Here is a 20,797-nt window from a genome sequence, read left to right as displayed (position 1 = left end):
CGATTTTATATGCTTGCACTACAACCCAATCATTTGCCGTTATGAATAAAAAGGAGGAGTCAGATTGAGAAAATCTTGGATTTCGATGTTGTTTCTGGTCTTTGCTTCGATGGCTTTGTTGTCCGCATGCAGTTCATCCGAGGAATCGGGTGGTAGCGACGGTAGCGGTGAGAGCGGCGGTCCTGTCACAATGACCTTCTTTGCTCCGCAAGGCAAAGCGTCCATGGAAGAGAATGAATTTACCCAATTTATCGAAGACAAGTTCGACGTGACCCTGAAATGGGATCTGGCCCCAACAGACGCTTTGCAGGATCGCAGACAATTGCTGCTGGCTAGTGGTGATTATCCCGAAGTGTTTCTTCACGGCAAGTTCACCACCTCAGACCTTCAAACCTATGGAAAACAGGGCGTGTTTCTTCCGCTACAAGATCTAATTCAGAAGTATGGTCCGAATCTGACCAAGATTATGGAAGAGAAACCTTACTTCAAAGAAGCCATCACGGCACCGGATGGCAACATCTATGCGCTGCCGATCTTCAATGAATGTTACCACTGTACGTATGCACAGAAATACTGGATCAACACGGAGTGGCTCGATAATCTGGGTCTGAAAATGCCAACCACAACAGATGAACTGTATACCGTTCTGAAGGCGTTTAAGACACAAGATCCGAATGGTAACGGGAAAGCGGACGAGATTCCACTTACAGGTGCACCGAACAAGTATGTATGGAATGGCAACATTGATGCCTACCTGATGAATAGCTTTATCTACAATGATAACGACAAGTACCTGATCGTGAACGATGGCAAGGTGAGTTTTGCCGCCAATCAGGAAGGCTGGAAGAAAGGGCTGGAGTACATGAACAAGCTGTACGCAGATGGCCTGATTGATCCGGCTTCCTTTACACAGAACGATCAGGCCATCGGACAACTGGGCAACAAGGAAGGCGATGAAGTGGTCGGCTCCATTACGACGGCGCTGGTCAGCTATCTCGTGAATACCTATGACAAAGATATCACCCGTCACCAGCACTGGGAGATCGTTCCTCCATTAAAAGGACCGGATGGAGTGCAGACGACAGGCGCCACACAGAGCGTAGGTGAGTTTGAGTTTGCCATCACGAACAAAGCGACAGAAGCACAGCAGATTGCTGCCATCAAAATTGTCGACTACATGTTCAGTGAGGAAGGTGCGCTGTATGCGGAGTATGGTCCAACCGAAGGCAAGGGCTGGAAGAAGGCGGATGCCGATGAGAAAAACATCAATGGCGAGCCGGCTAAATACAGCTACTACAACCTGCCTGAGCGTGATCCGAACGTCGTTGTGAACGAGAGCTGGTCACAGATCGGAGCGCATGACTTGTCCAACACGTTCCGTAATCTGTTTGCAGAAGGACAGAATCCATTAGAAGCAGAGGGTTACGGTACACGTCTGGCTCAAGCAACCAATGTGTATGAACCTTATGCACCCAAAGAAGTGTACCCTGCGAACGTATTTATCCGTCCGGAGGATACGGAATCAGCTGCACAACTGACTACCGCGATCAAGGATTATGTGCAGACGAATATGGCACAGTTCATTATTGGCAGCAAGAGCATCGATAAGGAATGGGATTCGTATGTCAAAGGCTTCGAGGGCCTTGGACTGAGTAATTACCTTGAGATCTATCAGCGTGCCATTGAGAAGAATCAATAATTGTTGAAGGAATCAATATAGAGGCTGTCCCGTCTGTCACCCGTGACCGGGATGGTCTTCTCCTATGACAACCCCACGTCATCCAATATCATTTACTGAATATTTATGGGAAAATGAACAACCAACGCGAGTAATTGTGATTGTCATCATGCGTATAAACAGTTGTGGGGGGATCTCGGAGATGAACAACAATTGGTTTAGGCGTTTGCTGTTATCGTATCTGCCTGTTTTCTTTATTGTGACGACCATTCTATTCTTCATTTTCTTCCAAGTATTCAATGAACAGAATCGTAGAGAAGCACTCAAGGCCAATGAATTCCTGGCCTCACAGGTTACGCAATATCTGGACAACTCCCTGCGTTCCATCGACTTCAAGGTACTGCGTGAGATTTTGACCAACCCTAACTTGAAGAATTATTTCTCGGTATCTGGCAGCGAAGATGTGTATGCTGGCATTCAGGCGGTCCAGGTGGTTGATGAATTGAAAATAGAGTATCCACTGATTGATTCGATTTATCTCGTCCGGTATGGGGATGGCACGGTCTTCAGTAACGGGAAGGCTGTCCCGATTGAAGAGTTCCCGGATGCAGACTTTATTGCAGACAGCCGGTCAAGGGATGAACAGAAGTGGGCAGGAGCACGAGCGTTCCGGGCTTTTCCTTCGCAAGCAGCTGAGCAAGTGATTACGATTGTGCGAAGTGTAGGAAACGGCAAAGGACTTGTGGTCACGAACGTGGACCTGAGTACCTTAAGGAAATCCATCATGCAGATGTATGATCCGGAATTTACGTTCGTGAACATCTTCAACCGTTCGGGCGGCAATCTGTGGGATAGCAGCATGCCAGAAGGGGTTACAGCTTCCACTAAAACCACGTCGGGAGAAGTCTTCTCCGAATTTACGTCGAGCTATAGCGGTTGGAAGGTGCAGACAGGTCTCAATAATGGCAAAATCGTCAAATTGGCTCTGCAATTTTATAATATCTGGTTTGCCTTTGCGGTAGTGGTTGTGTTGATCGGGGTGGTGTGGGTGATCTACGTGACTCGCAGAAACTATAAGCCAATTCAGCAGATTGTCACGTTAATTCAGACCGTCTCCTCACAGAAGCAATCCGGACTGAACTATGGCAAGGAAAATGAGTTCCGATTCATCCATACGACGCTGGAACGCATGATTGATCAGACGAGGCAGTATCAGGAGGAGCATGAAGAGAATCTGATTTTGCAGAAAAAAATGTTCTTTCAGGAACTCTTGGAAGGCACACGAGACTTTACGGGCAGCGAGCTGACAGCAGAGATGAAGAAGTTCAAACTGCCTGAGTTGGAGCATCGTTGGGCCGTCATGATAGTCGAGATGGATCGGTATGATGCATTTGTGACAGAGTATCATCACCAGGACCAATCCCTCCTGAAATTCGTGTTATCCAGTATTCTGCAGGAGAGTGCACGTCATGAAGGAACAGAAGTATGGGCTGAATGGATCTCCGATCAGCGTCTGTACGCCATTCTCTGGATTCCGGAAATGGAACAGGCTGAGGAGACCGAACATCAATTGCTCACTGGTTATCTGGATAGAATCGATCAGTATCTGAACTTCACTGTGACCATCGGTGTTGGTCGGGTTGCCGTCGATATTCGGGGACTGAGAGCTTCATTGAAAGAGGCTGTGCACGCACTGGAGTACAAGGCTGTACTGGGGATGAATCGCATCATTCCCTGTAATGATGTGCCGAATTCGACCAATGATGTGTATGAGTTCCTGAAGACCATCTCATTGCTAGTACAGGCAATGCGCTTATCGGACGATGTTTGGGAAAAGCATTTTGAAAGGCTATTTGAACAGATTAGTGAGTCTGTCCTGTCCCGTCAGGAGATTATGAATACGATCCAATTGTTATTTCAACATTATAATCGGGAATTCGCTGAACTTCCACGAGAGTATCAGGAGTCGTGGGCATCGATATTCACTCCACTTCTTCCAAGGCTTGAGGGCTGGGAGACGTTAGACGATCTGCGTGAGCTGTGCTGGGAAGGATTCCGGGAACTGGCGCTGCAGATGCAGACGCTGCATTGTTCCCGAAAACACAGATCACATATTCTGGAGATTCGCAAATACATTGAAGAGCATTACAACAATCCCGATCTGTCACTGAACTACCTTAGTGATCTATTCGATATTAATCCGAAGTATCTGAGCAAGCTTTTCAAGGATGAGATTGGGGAGAAGTTTGTGGATCTGCTCATTAGTCATCGCATCGAAAAAGCCAAGCTGCTCATGCAGGAGACGGATAAGGCTATTCAGGAGATCAGTGAGGAAGTGGGATACACGAACTATAATTCCTTCAACCGGGCTTTCAAGAACGTGGTGGGTGTGGCACCAAGTGACTACCGCAAAGCCATGTGAGTGTACGCGCCTAACTAATTCCGAACGCATAAGGAGAATGTGCATATGGACTATAAAGATGCTTCGCTTCCCATTCAGGAGCGGGTTCAGGATCTGATCGGACGGATGACAACGGCAGAGAAGATTGGACAACTCATTCAGCCGATGGGATGGAAGACGTATGATAAAGCAGCTGATGGTACAGTACAGGTGACGGAAGAGTTCAAAGTGGACATGGAACAAGGTGGTGTCGGTTCTCTGTACGGTGTGCTTCGGGCCGATCCATGGACTGAAGTGACACTTGAGACGGGGCTGTCCCCACGGCAGGGAGCTGTCGCGACGAATGTCATTCAGCAGTATGCCATGGAGCATTCTCGGCTGGGCATTCCCATTTTGTTCGGAGAAGAGTGTTCCCATGGACATATGGCGATTGGAGCAACTGTGTTTCCCGTACCGTTAACAGTAGGCAGCACGTGGAACATGGAGTTATATCGCAGGATGTGTGAAGCTATCGCTGTGGAGACCCGGAGTCAGGGAGGAGCGGCAACCTACTCTCCAGTGCTTGATGTAGTGCGTGACCCGAGATGGGGGCGGACGGAGGAGTGTTTTGCCGAAGATCCCTACTTGATTGGTGAATTCGCAGTAGAAGCGATGAAGGGACTACAGGGTGATCGCCTCGATTCCAACCAGACGATAGTCGCGACACTCAAGCATTTTGCGGCTTATGGCAGCTCGGAGGGCGGGCGTAATGCAGCACCTGTGCATATGGGATTACGTGAATTGCATGAAATAGATCTGTTGCCGTACCAAAAAGCGGTAGAAGCCGGAGCATGCTCTGTCATGACCGCGTATAACGAGATTGATGGTGTACCTTGCACGTCCAGTACGTATCTGCTGAATGACCTTCTGCGTGAGCAGTGGGGTTTTGAAGGATTCGTGATTACTGATTTTGGCGCCATTCAGATGCTGGTCCATGGACATAACACCGCTGAGAACGGGGAGCAGGCCGTTGCACAGTCCCTTCAGGCAGGGGTAGATATGGAGATGTCCGGGTACATGTACCGCAAACATCTCGGTCAGGCGTTGGAGCAGGGGCTGATCGAAGAGAAGGATCTGGACTTGGCTGTGTGGCGGGTGTTGGAGATGAAATTCAGACTTGGGTTATTTGAAAAGCCTTTCGTTGATCCAGAGTTTGCAGAGCGGGTTATCGGATGTGAAGACCATACTCAGCTGGCGAGGGAAGTTGCACAAGAGGGAATTGTTTTACTGAAAAATGAAGGGGCTACCCTGCCACTCTCCAAAACAGGCACGAAGCTGGCCGTCATTGGTCCGAACGCGAACCATATCTATAACCAACTTGGGGACTATACCTCGCCACAACCGAGAGAGCAGATCGTCACCGTACTGGATGGCATTACGCGCAAGCTTGGCGCTGATTCGGGTCAGGTGCTGTACGCGCCTGGCTGCCGGATTAAAGGCGACTCCAGAGAGGGCTTTGCGCAAGCGCTGGCCTGTGCGGAACAGGCAGATGCCATTGTGATGGTGATGGGAGGGTCCAGTGCCCGCGATTTTGGCGAAGGTACGATAGACTTGCGGACAGGTGCGTCTGTGGTAACCGATGATCCATGGAACGACATGGAGTGCGGTGAGGGCATTGACCGGGCGTCCCTGAATCTCATGGGTGTTCAATTGGAGCTGGTGCAGGAGGTACATAAGCTGGGAAAACCGGTTATTGTGGTGTATATTAACGGCCGCCCGATTGCTGAACCTTGGATTGATGAGCATGTTCATGCCATTGTGGAAGCGTGGTACCCAGGACAGGAAGGCGGTAACGCAATTGCAGATATTCTGTTTGGCGATGTGAACCCATCGGGTCGCCTGACCGTGTCCATTCCCAAGCATGTTGGTCAACTCCCAGTCTACTATCATGCCAAACGCACTCGTGGCAAGCGGTATCTGGAGATGGATCTGGCGCCGCAGTATCCGTTCGGATATGGACTGAGCTATACCGAATTCAAATACGAGAATGTAAGGGTTATACCGGACGTAATCGGCCCGGAAGATGAAGCTCAGGTGATGGTTGAAGTCACGAATACCGGCGCGGTTGCGGGAAGCGAGGTTGTGCAGTTGTATATCACCGATGTATCGGCTTCGGTCACCCGGGCTGAAATGTCACTGAAAGGTTTTCGTAAAATCCATCTGGAGCCAGGACAGACCCAAACCGTTACGTTCCCTGTGCAAAAGGAACACCTCGCACTGGTCGACTCCCGTCTCCAGTCTGTCGTGGAACCGGGTGAATTCAGGCTCATGGTTGGCCGTAGTTCCACAGAATGGACTGCTTGCAGTCTGCAGATCCAGAAGGTGGGGGCGGAGGTATGATTCGAATTCAGCGATTCATCGAAGATCTGAAGCAGCGGCAATGGCTGGATACGATCGAGCTTCCAGCGTGGGAGATGCAGCGGGCCAAATATATCCGGCCAGGAGAATACGAGTACGAACAGGGATATGAACATAAAGATGAGCAGACAGACAAGGCCATGCCAAGCTTGAATCCGCTGAACAGCGTACACGGAACGACATATTTTCTGAGTAAACGTATGGAGATTCCGGACAGTTGGGAGGATCAAGCCGTTGGGTTGATCTTTGAAGCCGGAGGAGAAGGGCTGTTGAAGGTGAATGGCATACCTTATCACGGACTGGATCGAAATCACGGATTCGTACCTCTGCCAAGAAGTCGGGTAGGGAATACGCCGCAGTTGGAGATTGAACTCTACGATCCGATTCCAGAGCCGCATGATCCACTCAACCGACAAGCTGTTATTCAGCCGCCCATTCGGGGCATTCGAGCAGCATTGGTTCATGTGAACCAGCCACTCCAGAGCCTGATGTACAGCATTACGGTACTCGCTGAGTCACTCCGGGCATATACCGAGAAGGAGCCCAAGCGGATGGTACTTACTCAGGCCATTCATCAGGTGATGGATGAGATGTACAATGACCCAGACCAGTGGAGTGATGCAGCCTGGATACAGAACTTCGAACATGGATTAGCGCAGTCGGTACAGCAGGAAGACCCGGAGGAATATCGGAGTGGCTTCATGCATCTGGTCGGGCAATCTCATATTGATATTGCTTGGCTATGGCCTGTGCGTGAGACGGTGCGCAAGTCCAGTCGTACGTTCTCGACCATGTGTACGTTGATGGATACGTACCCGGATTTTGTATATTCCCAGAGCCAGCCGCAGTTGTATGCCTTCGTGAAGGATCATTACCCGGAGCTGTACGAGCGAGTAAAAGCCCGCATTGCCGAAGGCCGTTGGGAATTGGTTGGAGGCATGTGGGTGGAGCCGGACCTGAATATTCCGAGTGGCGAGTCATTGGTTCGACAGATTCTATATGGACAGAACTTTTATCAGGCGGAGTTTGGTAAACGCTCCAACATTGAGTGGCTACCCGATACATTCGGCTACTGTGCTTCCTTGCCGCAGATGCTGAAGCTCGCGGATATTCCTTATTTTATGACCACGAAGCTGAATTGGAATGATACCAATGCGTTTCCTTATGACCTCTTCGACTGGGTAGGCATTGATGGTACTTCGGTGCTCGCTTATCTGAATCATGGGGTGAATGAGCACACAAGGCCCAAAGATGTGGATGAACATTGGCAATCATACAAACAAAAGGGTGTGCACCCTGAGCAAATGTTGCTTTACGGACATGGCGATGGTGGTGGTGGCGTAACCGATGAGATGGTGGAGTTTGCGGAGCGGTCCCATTTTATGGTGGGACAGCCGATCAGCAAATTCAGCACAGCAGGCGCTTTTTTTGAAGACATATCGATTAATAAACCGACTTTGCCGAAATGGCACGGGGACTTGTACCTGGAGCTGCATCGCGGAACGTACACGACTCATGCGAGGAACAAACGTAGCAACCGAAAGGCAGAGGTATTGTATCGGGAAGCGGAGATCTGGGGGCAGTTTGCCGGAGCTTGCGCCGCACACAGGAAGAATGATCTGGATGAAGGCTGGAAGCTGATTATGCTCAACCAATTCCATGATATTATTCCGGGGACGTCGATTCCTGAAGTATACGTAACGTCTACCGAGGAGTACACGAAGGTATTTGCATTAGGTAGATCCGCACTGCGGGAAACGCTGGATACCCTTGCGGACAGGGTTACGACAGATGGAGTGGATGGTCTCCCCTACATTATATTCAACAGCCTCGGCTGGGAACGTGGAGAGAATATCACCATTACAGGAGATGCCCGCCTCGACGGATTGGCTGCATTCGGTCGTCAAGGGAGCCGTCTGGCCTGTGATCTTGAGCAAAAGGAAGACAAGTATACGCTGCTCGTGCATGTTCCATCGATTCCTGCCTTTGGGTACACAACTATATGGCTGCGCGAGGCACCGGATGTTATCCTTTCAGTAAGGGAAGAAGAATCCATCCCTTCTACATGGGACACCGAGTTCTATACCCTTGAGTTTAATGATTTGGGAGAGATCACCAGATGGTATGACAAAACAGTAGGACGCGACTGGCTGAAGCCCGGTGATCGGGCGAATGAGTGGCAGTTTTTCCACGACAAACCGACGTACTGGGATGCATGGGATATCGATCCACGATTTGAATCCCAGCGGGCAGGTGCAGTGCAATTGATCTCCAGAGAGGTTGTACAGCGCGGGGCTACGCGAGATGTACTGCGTTTTGTCTGGAAGTTGAATCAATCGGAGATCAGCCAGGATATCATTTTGCATCGCTACCAGCGGCGTGTTGATTTCCATACGAAAGTGAATTGGAATGAGAGTCATAAGCTGCTGAAGGTGGCCTTTCCGGTGGATCTGGTAGCAGCCAAAGCAACCTATGAGATTCCGTTTGGAGCGCTGGAGCGTCCAACTCATAACAACACCAGTTGGGAGCAGGCACAGTTCGAGGTCTGCGGACATCGTTGGGCGGATATCTCGGAGGGCAACAGCGGTGTGAGTTTGCTGAATGATTGCAAGTACGGCTATGACATCAAGGATCGGACGATACGTCTGTCCCTGCTTCGTGCCCCAAAATGGCCGGATGAACATGCCGATCAGGGCGATCATGAATTCACGTATTCATTCCTGCCCCATCAGGGGGATTGGCGACAAGCTGCCGTGGTTCGCCGGGCGATGGAGCTTAATCATCCGGTGGAGGTTGTGGCAGCGAGTCAGCATTCTGGTCCATTGCCAGCAGAACACGCTTGGGTTCAATTCCAGAGTGAACATGTCATTCTGGATGCAATTAAGGCTGCAGAAGATGGCTCGGGAACGGTACTACGTTTCTACGAATCATCAGGAAGTCGAGAAACGGTGCATGTTCAGTGGGCTGAAAAGGAAATCAAAGCGTCCATCATTAATCTGTTGGAGGATGAGATCCATCCGTTGGCTAGTGTGAATGGAGCATTCGAACTGACCTTTAAACCGTATGAGATCAAGTCGGTGAAACTTGTTGATATCAGTAAATGAGTCGATTCTTACATTTATATGAGAACGTAGAGTTACTCATTCAATCACGGGAGGTATGACATGAAATTAACGAACAAGATCGGTGTCATCGTGGATAGCTTTGGTGTAGGCGTACGGGAAGGGTTGAACAAAGCCAAAGACGTAGGTGCAGAAGGTGTGCAGATCTACGCCGTCAAGGGAGAGATGGACCCCGAAAATTTGTCGCCTGCGGCGCGCAAAGAGTTAAAGAGTTACATCGATTCTCTAGGTCTCGAAATTTCAGCATTGGTCGGCGATCTGGGTGGACATGGGTTTCAAGTCAAGGAAGATAATCCGTGGAAAGTAGAGAAGTCGAAGCGGATCGTGGATCTCGCTTTGGATCTGGGCACCAACATCGTCACAACACATATCGGTATTGTTCCACATGACCCTTCATCGGAAGTCTACGCTACACTTCACGCTGCTTGTGAGGAGCTGGGCCAATACGCCAAAAGCGTTGGTGCATACTTTGCTATTGAGACAGGACCGGAAACGGCTGCTGATTTGAAAGGATTTCTGGATACGCTGTCCACCAACGGAGTATCGGTGAATTTTGACCCGGCAAATATGGTGATGGTGACCGGAGATGATCCGGCGCGGGGCGTTCATCTGCTCAAGGATTACATCGTACATACCCATGTGAAGGATGGGGTGCGGCTGAAGGAAGTGGACCCAAGAGATGTCTACGGTGCAGTCGGTTATGCGCCTATGGATCACGATAAGATTGCCGAGATGGTCTCTTCCGGAACCTTCTTCCGTGAGGTGCCACTGGGCGAGGGTGGCGTTGATTTTGACGAATACTTTGCAGCTCTTCAGGAGATTGGGTACACCGGGTATCTGACGATTGAACGTGAGGTAGGCCATCAGCCGGAGCAGGATATTCGCAAGGCAGTTCAATTTATTCAACAATATCGATAGGGAGTTGAGCAGATGAAAGTGGGCCTGAGCACGTATAGTTTGTTGAACGATTTGAATTCGGGTGAGATGACGGTGCTGGATGTGATCGACTGGATTGCGGCGAACGGTGGCGAGCATATGGAGATGGTTCCTTACGGTTATACCGTGGAGGATAATCATGATCTGGCTGATGCGATTCGGGAACGGGCGGCATCTGCAGGTATTGAACTGTCCAACTACTCGATGCCAGCCAATTTTGTGCAGGAGACGGAAGAGGCGTTTGCTGAAGAGATGGCTCGGGTCAAAAGACATGTGGATGTCGTGCATCGGATGGGTGTAAAACATATGCGTCATGACGTAACGGCGTTTACCCTGCCGAAAGAGAAGATGACCATTGCCTGGTTCGAGGAACATCTGCCTCTGATGGTACGGGGAAGCCAGATTATTGCGGACTATGCCGCGCAGTTTGGTATCACCACAACCATTGAGAATCACGGCTTCAGCGTGCAGGCGAGTGACCGGGTGCAGCGTGTGCTGCATGCTGTAGATCGTCCGAATTTCAAAACAACACTCGATATTGGCAATTTCATGTGTGTGGATGAGAACCCGATCATCGGTGTCATGAAAAATCTGCCGTATGCTTCTCTGGTCCACTTCAAAGACTTCTACTTCCGTCCTTATGATGAGCATCCGGGTGAGGGTGAATGGTTTCTGACGGCCTACGGCAATTTTCTTCGTGGTGCCATCGTTGGACAAGGGGATATTCCAATCCGTAAAATTGTAAAGCTGATCAAAGATTCCGGTTACGATGGCAACATTACAGTGGAGTTCGAGGGCATGGAGGAATGCAAGTCGGCATCCAAGATTGCCATGGACAACCTGCGTCGCTTCTGGGAAGAAGCTTAAGAAAGCATTGCGAAGAAATGGATGAAGGGCCACTTTTCGAAGTGGCTCTTATAGTTGACCCCTAGGATTCTGGACTGTCCATCGGTCTAGGATTGTTTCAATGTAATGCATGGTTTCCGTTGTCATACCATACACACGAGCTGGCTGATCATCCGGCGGGGCGATATAATCCCAATATTTTTCTGCCAATTCTGCATTCCCTTGAAAAGCCCTTTCAGCATAATCATAGATTCGGATGGCCAGTAATCGTGAGGCTTCGGAATCGGCAGGTTCCATCTTGCATGTATGAATTTCTTTAAGAATATCGGCCCATTCCAGGGATAGTGAATTGTTCTGATTATTCAGGGGTAGCGATTCGATTTCTTCCGGTGTAAAAACATCTCGACGGGATCTGCCCGGAGGCTGATCCAGTTCACGGATGAAACCCATCATCTCATCTAGGTTGATTCTACCGGAGGCTCTGATGGCATATATGGTTGAAAAAAGAAGATGCTCGACCTTGCTTAATCTCTCCTGCTGTTCCTTGACAACGGCCATTTGTTGTTCCAACGTATGATTCCATAAAGTGAGGGTGCTCTCCGGCGCAGAGTGGGCAGCATCCTGATCGAGGAATTCTCCAATCTCATTTAATTTAAAATGCATTTTCTTCAGAATGGTAATCTGCTGAAGCCGCAAGATGTCTTTTTCACCATATAAGCGATACTGATTGTTCTCATTACGGGTCGGTCGCAGCAAACCCAGCTTCTCATAATAATGCAGTGTTCGTATAGATACTCCGGTATGTTTGGATAGTTGTCCGACGGTATACAACAGGCAGAACCCTCCCTCATGATTTCTGTATTCTCCACCAGCGCCATGAATTAAGTACCGCCAGAATGATCGCACCGACGAAGATCATCATCATATACAAAATAAATATTTCGACCAACCCGTTATCTTGCGTGGTATAGCTTAACAATGCAGGTCTATCACCTGGAATAACAACGAATCTGGCTACTTCCAGGTAAGCGATATGAAATCCGATGGAGGCCCATAAAGATCTGGTCAAACTGCGCAGAAGCTGTAACGTAGTACCATAGGTCAAGAGCAAGATCATGTAATCCAGGGTTATTTGGTTTCCGGCGTCCATACCGATGAGCTCTTGCAAAAGGCTGACGCTCATTGGAACCAGCAGAAAGAGTATGATTTGAGATACATAAGCGAAAAACACAGGAAGTCGCAGTCTAGAGCGCAATCCATCATATACCATGCCTCGCATGGACAGTTCCTCTGGCAAAGCTTCATACAAGAAAGCTATACAGCTATTGATTATGACAGCAATCAAGAACTCAGCTGAGAAGTGCCATTCCGTAATTGTAATCCAGCCGTTCATACTGGCTATCACCAAACCGGTGAAGGCCAGAGAAGTGGCAAATAATGCCCCGGAGAGCAAGTGAATTATGCTTTTTCCTGTCAGAGGAAGAAGAACGGACTTCATGTGGAAGCGTCTTCGAATGACGAATAGTACGGGGAAGACGATACTAATAATGACAACAGCCTGGGTGAGATGAACCATCCATTCAGCAGCACCAATAGTGCTGACAAGCTCCCCTGCGAGTGTAGCAAAAAACAGACCTAATGTCATCGTTAACCAACTCATTCCAATAATGGCTATACCACTGCTGCGTCGTTTCTTGGTTACATGTTCAGGTGACATACTCATGTTAATCCCCTCCTGCAGCCAGTATAAACCCTCCAGTTAACGTCAGGGTCAAGAAGGAAATGACTAACAGAATATGGTTCTGTGCAAGGATTAAGCTACAAGTAGCACAAGTATGGTATAATAGATACATTCAGCCTGATAATAACTGGCTATGGATAGGAGAGGTCGCTGATCTATGCAGGTATTCGAGGACTGGAATCAGAAAGTAAAGAGGACGTTTAATGCTACGAACCCAGAGGTAGTATTGACGGTATCGGAAGCTGGAAGTTTGCTCGGTTTGACCAAAGACCAGATGAAACTGTACGTGGACAAGAACAAACTAACGAAGGTCCCGATCATGAGAAGTGTTCACCGATACCTCTTATTGAAAAGTGAAATAGATAGCATCGTTCAAACGCGATAACTTTATAGGATTGAACACAACCATTTTACCGACAGGATTCGGGAGAGTGGTCTTTTTTTTTCTTGGAAAGGGGACAGAACGTGCTGAATAAACGAACGCCTGTATTAGTGAGAAAATATACGCTTGTCAAAGGACAACCTGTTCATATATACTCATGTCGCAAGTGGCGTGAATCGTATAATTACATGAGCCCAAGGAGATGAAGAACGCATGTCGATCAGCTTGAATGTGTATCTGGTTACAGACGGTAATGGACGTGAAGCGGTAGAATTTTATCAAAAGGCATTTGGAGCCGAAGTGCTCGCGCTTCAAACATTTGGCGACGGTCCATCTGACCCGAATCACCCCATCCCGCCCGAAGCGAAAGACCGTATTATGCATGCTTCTTTGCAGATTGGCAGTTCGGTATTAATGTTGTCTGATACGTTTCCAGGCATGCCGCACACTGTAGGTAACCATATTACGGTTACAGTGAACACGGATACGGCGGAAGAAGCCAAAGCGATTTTTAACCAACTGCAAGACGGCGGCGAAGTGAAAATGCCGATACAAGAGACGTTCTGGAGTCCAGCCTACGGTTCGGTTGTTGACAAGTTCGGTGTACAGTTTCAGATCAGTGCTACACCGGAACAAGCTTAAGAGCGTACTCTTCACTAAATGTAGCCTTCAAATGGAAAAACCTCCGCGATCTGCTTCAGGCAGTCTTGGAGGTTTTTTGCGGTGATTGTGAGATTAACCTTCCTTTTGAATCTTGGAAGGATTGTTGATTTTATAAGGAACCGGGTTACGTGTCAGCTTCTTCTTGATAATTTTCGCTTCAAACGTGATAACATCTCCCACTTCCAGTTCTTGTTTCTTAACCGTAGCACTGTGGCTCGACCAGGCTTCCCCAACATCGATGACGTCTGGCTCCGTGATGGTAACTGCTTCATAGATGATGACTTCATCGTCATTGTCAGAGAAGTGATTCGGTACGGTGGTGAACTCTTTGACAACGGCACTCATCTTCACTTTGCCTTCTGGCAGATCAATCTTGACGCTCTTAGCTTTGCTCGCTGTTTTGGCTTTGGGTTTGGCTTCACTGGCTGCCCCAGACTGAGGTCCAACATACTCTTCTACCAGCCCGTCCGGATCACCCTTCATCCCCGAGGAGAATTCATCTGTGTCCGTATCGTCCGAATCATCCAGATCCGGCGGAATTTCATCCGGGTTAACCAGGGCATCTGGAGTTGGCGTAACATCAGCAGCGACTGGTGCGACTGTATCCGAAGTTGCCGATTCTGTGCTTCGATCTGACCCGGCATTACTTATGCTTCTGGCGCTGTAACTGGACGCTTGCATTTCCTTCAGATACGACGGGTGAATACAATGCTTTTGTCCATTATCCAGTTGAATAACGGCTGCCATGTGATCGACATATCCAATGATGGTGCACGGCATGTTCAATCCGTTTCCTTTATAATAGAACGTTTTGAGTTTGGTCGCTTTACCCGAAAGCAGGCCCCACTCCTGACATTTCTCAATCAGCTCATCTTCGTTATCCAGCGCAATAAAATCCTGCGGTTCAATCATAAACGCGTATGTCATATGGAATTTCCGCCCTTCCAATCCATTCTTCATGTTCATCGTTTCCAAATTACAATCAGTGTATCACAAATGAGCATTTTGCATAAATCCAATCACTGAAATCTGTACCCGGAGATGAAGATTATCAAAGCCTGCTCGCAGAAGGCTATGCTATAATTTCATCAGAATATACGGTGGGAAGTTATAGCCCTGATATACATAGTCTAAGAAGGGAAGATCTGCATGAAGAAAAAAGTAAATCATCAAGCCGTATGGCTTGCTATAGGAACGGCTATGGGAGTCAGCATTGGTACGGCTACGCAGCAGCTTGGACTCGGGATTGCTTTTGGCGTGGCGCTTGGCATTGTGATTGGTTCGGTGGTTAGCAAACGTGCCGGGTCGGACTCGGAACATATGCTCAGCGAACATGTCCGTGAATTGCACAAACCCGGTGACTGGGAAGACGCGCTTCATCGCTCGCAGGATCATCCGGTGCTTATTCTGAAGCACAGCACAACTTGTCCGACGAGTGCGAGAGCGTACAGAGAGTTTATGGCGTTTGTAGGCACCAATGCATCAGATCCCAAACAACCCATGGATTACCGCATCGTCAAAGTGATTGAAAATCGTTCGCTATCCCGCTACATTGCGGAAGAGACCGAGGTTCATCATGAGTCACCACAGGTACTCCTGCTCGATCAGGGACAAGTCGCCAAACATACCTCCCATGGCAAAATCACGAAAAAGAGATTATTGCAGTGGGCACAGAATCCATTTGGATAAATAGTAAACCTTATAGACCCATTCTTTTCAGCCTATAGCTGAGGAGAGCGGGTCTTTTTACGCTTTTTTTACACCTGTGGAGGCATTTCTTTACCCCTTTTTTACAGCGTTTCGTATTACGATTTTACATGTAGCAGGTGCAGAGAACGGTAGAGAGAGGGAGGAAGGGCGCATGGTGAATGATGCCACGATGATTGGATTGGTTGTGCTGCTGTTTGCGGTGTTTTGGGGATTCGTGAAATTCTGCGAGAAGGCTTGAGGGTAGAGAGGGGGAAGCCAGATGATCGTCATCGGCATGATTGTGCTCGCACTGGTGATTTATCTCGGTTATGTGCTGGTGAAGCCGGAGAAATTCTAATGCTGGCGATGTGCGTAATACGGGAACAAGGGAACGTCGAATAGGGAGGAAATGCGGATATGGGTATCGGTGTAGTGCAAGTAGCAGTGACGCTACTGATCATCCTGCTGTTGGTTAAACCGGTGGGGAAATATGTAGTGAACGTGTTCGATGGACATCGAACGGGGCTGGATCGGGTTTTTGGCGGGCCGGAGCGACTGCTCTATCGAGTGATGGGAGTACGCGAGAACGAATCCATGGGGTGGAAAAAGTACCTTACGGCGGTTCTCCTCTCCAACTTCGTGATGTTGGTGTTAATGTTTCTGGTGCTGCGACTGCAAAAATATTTACCGCTCAATCCGGATGGGATCGGCAATATGCCAGCGGCGCAGGCATTTAATACGGCCGTATCCTTCATGACCAACACGAACTGGCAGTCGTATACGGGCGAGAATGCCCTGTCGTACCTGTCACAGATGCTGGCCGTGACGTTTCCGATGTTTACGTCGGCAGCGACGGGATTCGCAGTAGCCATTGCATTCATTCGCGGACTGGTAGGCCGCCGGGATGAACTGGGGAACTTTTACGTCGACCTTGTACGGTCGATTACACGTATTTTTTTACCGCTGAGTTTCATCGTGGCTCTGTTCCTCGTGTTCCAGGGTGTGCCTCAGACGCTCGCGGGAGCGGTGAATGCAACCACGCTGGAAGGCGCGCAGCAGACGATCACACGTGGACTGGTCGCTTCACTGGAGTCGATCAAACATATTGGAACGAATGGCGGTGGCTGGTTTGGAACCAATGCTGCACATCCATTCGAGAATCCGACGGCCCTGAGCAACTTGGTGCATATCGTCTGCATGATGCTGCTGCCAACGGCACTGGTATACGCCTCTGGCTTGATGGTCAATAACCGGAAGCAGGGTTGGGCATTGTTCGCGGCGATGAGTTTTCTTTTCCTTGTGATGTTGACCACCGTATTTGTCTCCGAATATCGAGGTGTACCCGCACTGGATGCAGTAGGTCTTCAAGGCAATATGGAGGGGAAAGAGGTCAGGTTCGGCATACCGGAGTCGGCCTTATTCACAGCGGTCACGACGGCGGCTACAACAGGATCGGTCAATAATATGCATGAGTCGCTCACTCCACTTGGAGGCATGGTATCACTGGCTCAGATGATGCTTAATAACGTGTTTGGTGGCAAAGGGGTCGGGCTGATCAACGGACTGTTGTATGTGATTCTGGCTGTGTTTATCTGTGGATTGATGGTGGGACGAACACCTGAGTTTCTGGGCAAAAAAATCGAGGGGAAAGAGGTGAAGCTCGCATCCATTGCGTTGCTCATTCATCCTTTGATTATTCTTGCGCCAACGGCACTCGCGCTTATGCGGCCTGAAGCCATTGCGTCCATCTCGAATGGGGGCATGCATGGTCTGACCGAGGTTCTCTATGCTTTTGCCTCAGGTGCAGCCAATAATGGATCGGCTTTTGCCGGACTAAATGCCAATACAGACTTTTACAACATTGCGATTGGTATCGTTATGCTGCTGGGAAGGTACGTTTCGATGATCGCCATGCTGGCCATAGCGGGTTCACTCGCTACGAAACGGGTTGTACCGGTAACTACAGGTACGCTGCGTACACACACGCCTTTATTTGCTGGCATCTTGGTCATGATGATCGTTGTTGTCGGCGCGCTTACGTTTTTCCCGTCGCTTGCTCTTGGACCGATTGCAGAGCATCTGGCGATGATTCAATGAGGGATATAACAGGGGAGCAACAGAGGAATTGGTGCAAGGACGTAACGTATGGAGGTGGCAGTGCACGATGAATGCAGTCGAACGAAAGAAGGAGCAGACGATGCAACACATGGATACAGAAATGTTCAGATCGAAGGGCAATGAGCCGGATAACAACCGCGGTAATATTCAACGTGATCCCGGATCGAAACGGTCGTTAAGCAAGGATATGATACTTCAGGCTTCACTGGATGCGTTCAAAAAGCTAAATCCGGTGGTCATGATCAAAAATCCGGTCATGTTTATTGTCGAGGTAGGTACATTCATTACGTTCTTATTATGCATTAATCCCGATCTTTTCACCGCATCCGAGGCTGGGCGCGGGTACAACATCGCCGTGTTTTTCATTTTGCTGTTCACGCTGCTGTTCGCTAACTTCGCGGAGGCACTTGCAGAAGGCAGAGGTAAGGCGCAGGCGGATACGTTACGCAAGACGAAGTCGGACACCCTAGCCAATCTGGTGCAGAAGGATGGAACAATCCGGCAAGTGTCTTCGACCCAGTTGAAAAAAGGTGATATGGTCCGCGTGGAAGTCGGTGAACTGATCCCGACGGACGGTGAAATTACGGAAGGCTTGGCCTCCATTGATGAATCGGCCATTACGGGAGAATCTGCACCGGTTATCAAGGAAGCAGGAGGCGATTTCTCCTCCGTTACCGGAGGTACACGTGTCGTGTCCGATTATATCGTCATGCGTGTTCAGACCGATCCGGGTGAGTCATTCCTTGACCGGATGATCTCTCTGGTTGAGGGTGCACAGCGCCAAAAAACACCCAATGAAATTGCGCTGACAACCCTGCTCGCCGTATTAACCCTGATCTTTCTGGTCGTCATTCTGACGATGGTCCCGATGGCGAATTACTTGGGTATTCGACTGGATCTGGCGACCCTAATCGCACTGCTCGTCTGTTTGATCCCAACCACAATTGGTGGTTTGCTGTCCGCCATTGGTATTGCCGGGATGGACCGTGTTACGCAGTTCAATGTACTGGCCATGTCGGGTAAAGCGGTGGAAGCGGCCGGGGATATCGATACGTTGATTTTGGACAAAACGGGGACGATCACATACGGAAACCGTATGGCATCTGAGTTTATTCCTGTTCAGGGCATAACTGCATCAGAGATGACGCAAGCTGCTTTACAGGCTTCTGTGCGGGATGAGACCCCGGAAGGACGTTCTGTTGTGGAATTGGCAGGCAAACAAGGTCAGAGCTGGTCTGAGACGGAGTATGCGAATGCGGAAAATGTGGAATTCACAGCAGAGACTCGGATGTCCGGTCTCAATCTGAGTAACGGTATGAAGATTCGTAAAGGTGCCGTGGATGCGATCAAACGTTATATTGCTTCCGAAGGAGGTCGCATACCCGATGATCTGGATGAGATTGCAAATCGTATTGCGAAGGCTGGAGGCACGCCGCTTGCTGTAGCCATCGATGAGCGAATCTACGGTGTGATCTATCTGAAAGATACCGTGAAGCCAGGGCTGAAAGAGAAGTTCGCCGAGATGCGCGCCATGGGCATCAAGACCATTATGTGTACAGGCGATAATCCGCTGACCGCAGCGACCATAGCGCTGGAAGCGGGCGTGGATGATTTTATTGCCGAAGCGAAGCCCGAGGACAAGATTGCGGCGATCAAAAAAGAGCAGCAGGAGGGCAAACTCGTCGCCATGACGGGCGATGGTACGAACGATGCTCCTGCTCTGGCGCAGGCCGATGTGGGCCTGGCGATGAATTCTGGCACCATGGCGGCCAAAGAAGCGGCCAACATGATTGACCTGGATTCCGACCCGACCAAGCTATTGTCGGTCGTCTCCATTGGCAAACAGTTGCTGATTACACGCGGCGCGCTCACAACCTTTTCGATATCCAATGATATTGCGAAGTATTTTGCCATCATTCCAGCCATGTTCATCCTCGCTATGCCGCAGCTTCAGGCACTAAATATTATGAATCTGGCTTCACCGCAGTCTGCGATCCTGTCGGCACTAATATTCAACGCTATTATTATTCCACTGCTCATTCCCATAGCGATGAAAGGGGTTAAGTACCGGGCGATGTCAGCCGAAAGACTGCTCGGGCGCAATGTGTTTATCTATGGCGTAGGCGGTGTGATTGTGCCTTTTATCGGGATTAAGCTGATTGACTTGGTTCTGTCGGGAATTCTTTAACGAGATAACAACGCTTATCAACATTATTCTTTTATCCTAATGAATTCAGGAAGTGATCTGTATGAACATGTTCTTGCCCGCTATTCGGTTATCCGTCGTACTTATGCTGATCTGCGGCCTAATCTACCCGCTCGTAACGACTGGCGTAGCCCAGCTTCTCTTTCCTGCGCAGGCGAATGGAAGTCTGATTACGCAAGATGAGAAAATCATCGGCTCGTCACTGCTGGCGCAGGAAATACAATCGCCGGGGCTGTTCCAGCCCCGGGCATCGAATGCCAGTTATGACCCAACGGCTTCAGCCGGTTCGAATCGCGCCGTAGCTTCAGAGGAGTATATCAGCGAGATGAAGGAAAAGATTGCTCAGCTTAGACAGGGAAACCCGGGACTGCAGCAGATCCCCGCTGATCTCGTGACGGGTTCAGGTTCGGGACTTGACCCGGATCTGTCTCCTGAAGCTGCTGAGGTGCAGATCCCGCGCATTAGCGAAGCTACGGGAATTAGTGAACAGCAGCTCATGCAAATTGTAAATGAGCATACGGAAGGCCGTCAGATGGGTATATTCGGGGAGCCGCGTGTGAATGTAACGGCTCTGAATCTGGCGCTGACAGCAGAACTGAAATAAAGGACGAATGTATT

17 protein-coding genes are annotated in these 20,797 nt (G+C 49.3%); 14 read left to right on the top strand and 3 right to left on the bottom strand.

Features of this window, described 5'->3' with window-relative positions:
- The first annotated feature begins 64 nt into the window (after nt 1-64).
- From FS628_RS28025 to FS628_RS28000, 6 genes are all read left to right on the top strand, one after another.
- Entirely contained in the window at nt 65-1,699 is a 1,635-nt protein-coding gene (locus tag FS628_RS28025) for an extracellular solute-binding protein (protein WP_145326357.1), read from the top strand.
- Nucleotides 1,700-1,880: 181 nt separating this feature from the next.
- Nucleotides 1,881-4,100, top strand: a complete 2,220-nt coding sequence (locus FS628_RS28020; RefSeq protein ID WP_186328001.1) for a helix-turn-helix domain-containing protein — start codon at nt 1,881-1,883, stop codon at nt 4,098-4,100.
- Between the two features lie 45 nt (nt 4,101-4,145).
- Nucleotides 4,146-6,458: a glycoside hydrolase family 3 N-terminal domain-containing protein gene (locus tag FS628_RS28015; RefSeq protein ID WP_145326355.1), complete on the top strand. Its 2,313-nt coding sequence runs from the start codon at nt 4,146-4,148 to the stop codon at nt 6,456-6,458.
- Entirely contained in the window at nt 6,455-9,580 is a 3,126-nt protein-coding gene (locus tag FS628_RS28010; protein ID WP_145326354.1) for an alpha-mannosidase, read from the top strand. Before FS628_RS28015 ends, FS628_RS28010 begins: the two co-directional genes overlap by 4 nt.
- Before the next feature lie 60 nt (nt 9,581-9,640).
- Nucleotides 9,641-10,516 carry a sugar phosphate isomerase/epimerase family protein gene (locus tag FS628_RS28005; RefSeq protein ID WP_145326353.1) on the top strand — a complete coding sequence of 292 codons (876 nt, stop codon included), beginning with the start codon at nt 9,641-9,643 and terminating at the stop codon, nt 10,514-10,516.
- A 12-nt stretch (nt 10,517-10,528) separates the two neighbouring features.
- On the top strand, nt 10,529-11,401 hold the full coding sequence (locus FS628_RS28000) for a sugar phosphate isomerase/epimerase family protein (RefSeq protein ID WP_145326352.1): 873 nt from the start codon (nt 10,529-10,531) through the stop codon (nt 11,399-11,401).
- 48 nt (nt 11,402-11,449) lie between these two features.
- Here FS628_RS28000 and FS628_RS27995 read toward each other — a convergent pair whose 3' ends face one another.
- Nucleotides 11,450-12,211 carry a MerR family transcriptional regulator gene (locus FS628_RS27995; RefSeq protein ID WP_145326351.1) on the bottom strand — a complete coding sequence of 254 codons (762 nt, stop codon included), beginning with the start codon at nt 12,209-12,211 and terminating at the stop codon, nt 11,450-11,452.
- 16 nt (nt 12,212-12,227) lie between these two features.
- Nucleotides 12,228-13,103, bottom strand: a complete 876-nt coding sequence (locus FS628_RS27990; protein WP_145326350.1) for a CPBP family glutamic-type intramembrane protease — start codon at nt 13,101-13,103, stop codon at nt 12,228-12,230.
- 175 nt (nt 13,104-13,278) lie between these two features.
- Here FS628_RS27990 and FS628_RS27985 point away from each other — a divergent pair, with 175 nt between their 5' ends.
- Together FS628_RS27985 and FS628_RS27980 are read left to right on the top strand one after the other, a co-directional pair.
- Nucleotides 13,279-13,506, top strand: coding sequence for a DNA-binding protein (locus FS628_RS27985; RefSeq protein WP_145326349.1), 228 nt, complete (start codon nt 13,279-13,281; stop codon nt 13,504-13,506).
- Nucleotides 13,507-13,716: 210 nt separating this feature from the next.
- Entirely contained in the window at nt 13,717-14,145 is a 429-nt protein-coding gene (locus tag FS628_RS27980) for a VOC family protein (RefSeq protein ID WP_145326348.1), read from the top strand.
- A 93-nt stretch (nt 14,146-14,238) separates the two neighbouring features.
- Here the strand turns inward: FS628_RS27980 and FS628_RS27975 are convergent, their stop codons facing one another.
- Complete coding sequence (locus FS628_RS27975; RefSeq protein WP_260871228.1) at nt 14,239-15,126, bottom strand: hypothetical protein; 888 nt, start codon at nt 15,124-15,126, stop codon at nt 14,239-14,241.
- A gap of 189 nt (nt 15,127-15,315) precedes the next feature.
- Between FS628_RS27975 and ytxJ the strand changes: the two genes are divergently transcribed.
- The 6 genes from ytxJ (at nt 15,316) to kdpC (ending at nt 20,783) form a co-directional block, all read left to right on the top strand.
- Nucleotides 15,316-15,855, top strand: coding sequence for a bacillithiol system redox-active protein YtxJ (gene ytxJ, locus FS628_RS27970; RefSeq protein WP_260871226.1), 540 nt, complete (start codon nt 15,316-15,318; stop codon nt 15,853-15,855).
- 76 nt (nt 15,856-15,931) lie between these two features.
- A complete protein-coding gene (locus FS628_RS32110) occupies nt 15,932-16,114 on the top strand; it encodes a hypothetical protein (RefSeq protein WP_076329646.1) in 183 nt (60 codons plus the stop codon).
- 21 nt (nt 16,115-16,135) lie between these two features.
- A complete protein-coding gene (locus tag FS628_RS33155; RefSeq protein WP_074096687.1) occupies nt 16,136-16,213 on the top strand; it encodes a potassium-transporting ATPase subunit F in 78 nt (25 codons plus the stop codon).
- Between the two features lie 59 nt (nt 16,214-16,272).
- Nucleotides 16,273-17,952 carry a potassium-transporting ATPase subunit KdpA gene (kdpA, locus tag FS628_RS27960; RefSeq protein WP_440131316.1) on the top strand — a complete coding sequence of 560 codons (1,680 nt, stop codon included), beginning with the start codon at nt 16,273-16,275 and terminating at the stop codon, nt 17,950-17,952.
- A 208-nt stretch (nt 17,953-18,160) separates the two neighbouring features.
- A complete protein-coding gene (gene kdpB / locus FS628_RS27955) occupies nt 18,161-20,161 on the top strand; it encodes a potassium-transporting ATPase subunit KdpB (RefSeq protein ID WP_222125301.1) in 2,001 nt (666 codons plus the stop codon).
- Between the two features lie 61 nt (nt 20,162-20,222).
- On the top strand, nt 20,223-20,783 hold the full coding sequence (gene kdpC, locus FS628_RS27950) for a potassium-transporting ATPase subunit KdpC (RefSeq protein WP_145326345.1): 561 nt from the start codon (nt 20,223-20,225) through the stop codon (nt 20,781-20,783).
- The last annotated feature ends 14 nt before the right edge of the window (nt 20,784-20,797 follow it).

The organism is Paenibacillus xylanexedens, from assembly GCF_007676705.1.
GTDB classification, from domain to species: domain Bacteria; phylum Bacillota; class Bacilli; order Paenibacillales; family Paenibacillaceae; genus Paenibacillus; species Paenibacillus xylanexedens_C.
Note: the sequence above shows the minus strand (reverse complement) of the source record. Positions and strands in the feature narration are given on the sequence as shown.

Bases quoted from the DNA above. Each gene is read 5' to 3' on its own strand.
- FS628_RS28020 (WP_186328001.1), top strand. From the start codon at position 1,881: ATGAACAACAATTGGTTTAGGCGTTTGCTGTTATCGTATCTGCCTGTT.
- FS628_RS28015 (WP_145326355.1), top strand. From the start codon at position 4,146: ATGGACTATAAAGATGCTTCGCTTCCCATTCAGGAGCGGGTTCAGGAT.
- FS628_RS28010 (WP_145326354.1), top strand. From the start codon at position 6,455: ATGATTCGAATTCAGCGATTCATCGAAGATCTGAAGCAGCGGCAATGG.
- FS628_RS28005 (WP_145326353.1), top strand. From the start codon at position 9,641: ATGAAATTAACGAACAAGATCGGTGTCATCGTGGATAGCTTTGGTGTA.
- FS628_RS28000 (WP_145326352.1), top strand. From the start codon at position 10,529: ATGAAAGTGGGCCTGAGCACGTATAGTTTGTTGAACGATTTGAATTCG.
- FS628_RS27990 (WP_145326350.1), bottom strand. From the start codon at position 13,103: ATGAGTATGTCACCTGAACATGTAACCAAGAAACGACGCAGCAGTGGT.
- FS628_RS27985 (WP_145326349.1), top strand. From the start codon at position 13,279: ATGCAGGTATTCGAGGACTGGAATCAGAAAGTAAAGAGGACGTTTAAT.
- FS628_RS27980 (WP_145326348.1), top strand. From the start codon at position 13,717: ATGTCGATCAGCTTGAATGTGTATCTGGTTACAGACGGTAATGGACGT.
- FS628_RS27975 (WP_260871228.1), bottom strand. From the start codon at position 15,126: ATGAAGAATGGATTGGAAGGGCGGAAATTCCATATGACATACGCGTTT.
- ytxJ (WP_260871226.1), top strand. From the start codon at position 15,316: ATGAAGAAAAAAGTAAATCATCAAGCCGTATGGCTTGCTATAGGAACG.
- FS628_RS33155 (WP_074096687.1), top strand. From the start codon at position 16,136: ATGATCGTCATCGGCATGATTGTGCTCGCACTGGTGATTTATCTCGGT.
- kdpA (WP_440131316.1), top strand. From the start codon at position 16,273: ATGGGTATCGGTGTAGTGCAAGTAGCAGTGACGCTACTGATCATCCTG.
- kdpB (WP_222125301.1), top strand. From the start codon at position 18,161: ATGATACTTCAGGCTTCACTGGATGCGTTCAAAAAGCTAAATCCGGTG.
- kdpC (WP_145326345.1), top strand. From the start codon at position 20,223: ATGAACATGTTCTTGCCCGCTATTCGGTTATCCGTCGTACTTATGCTG.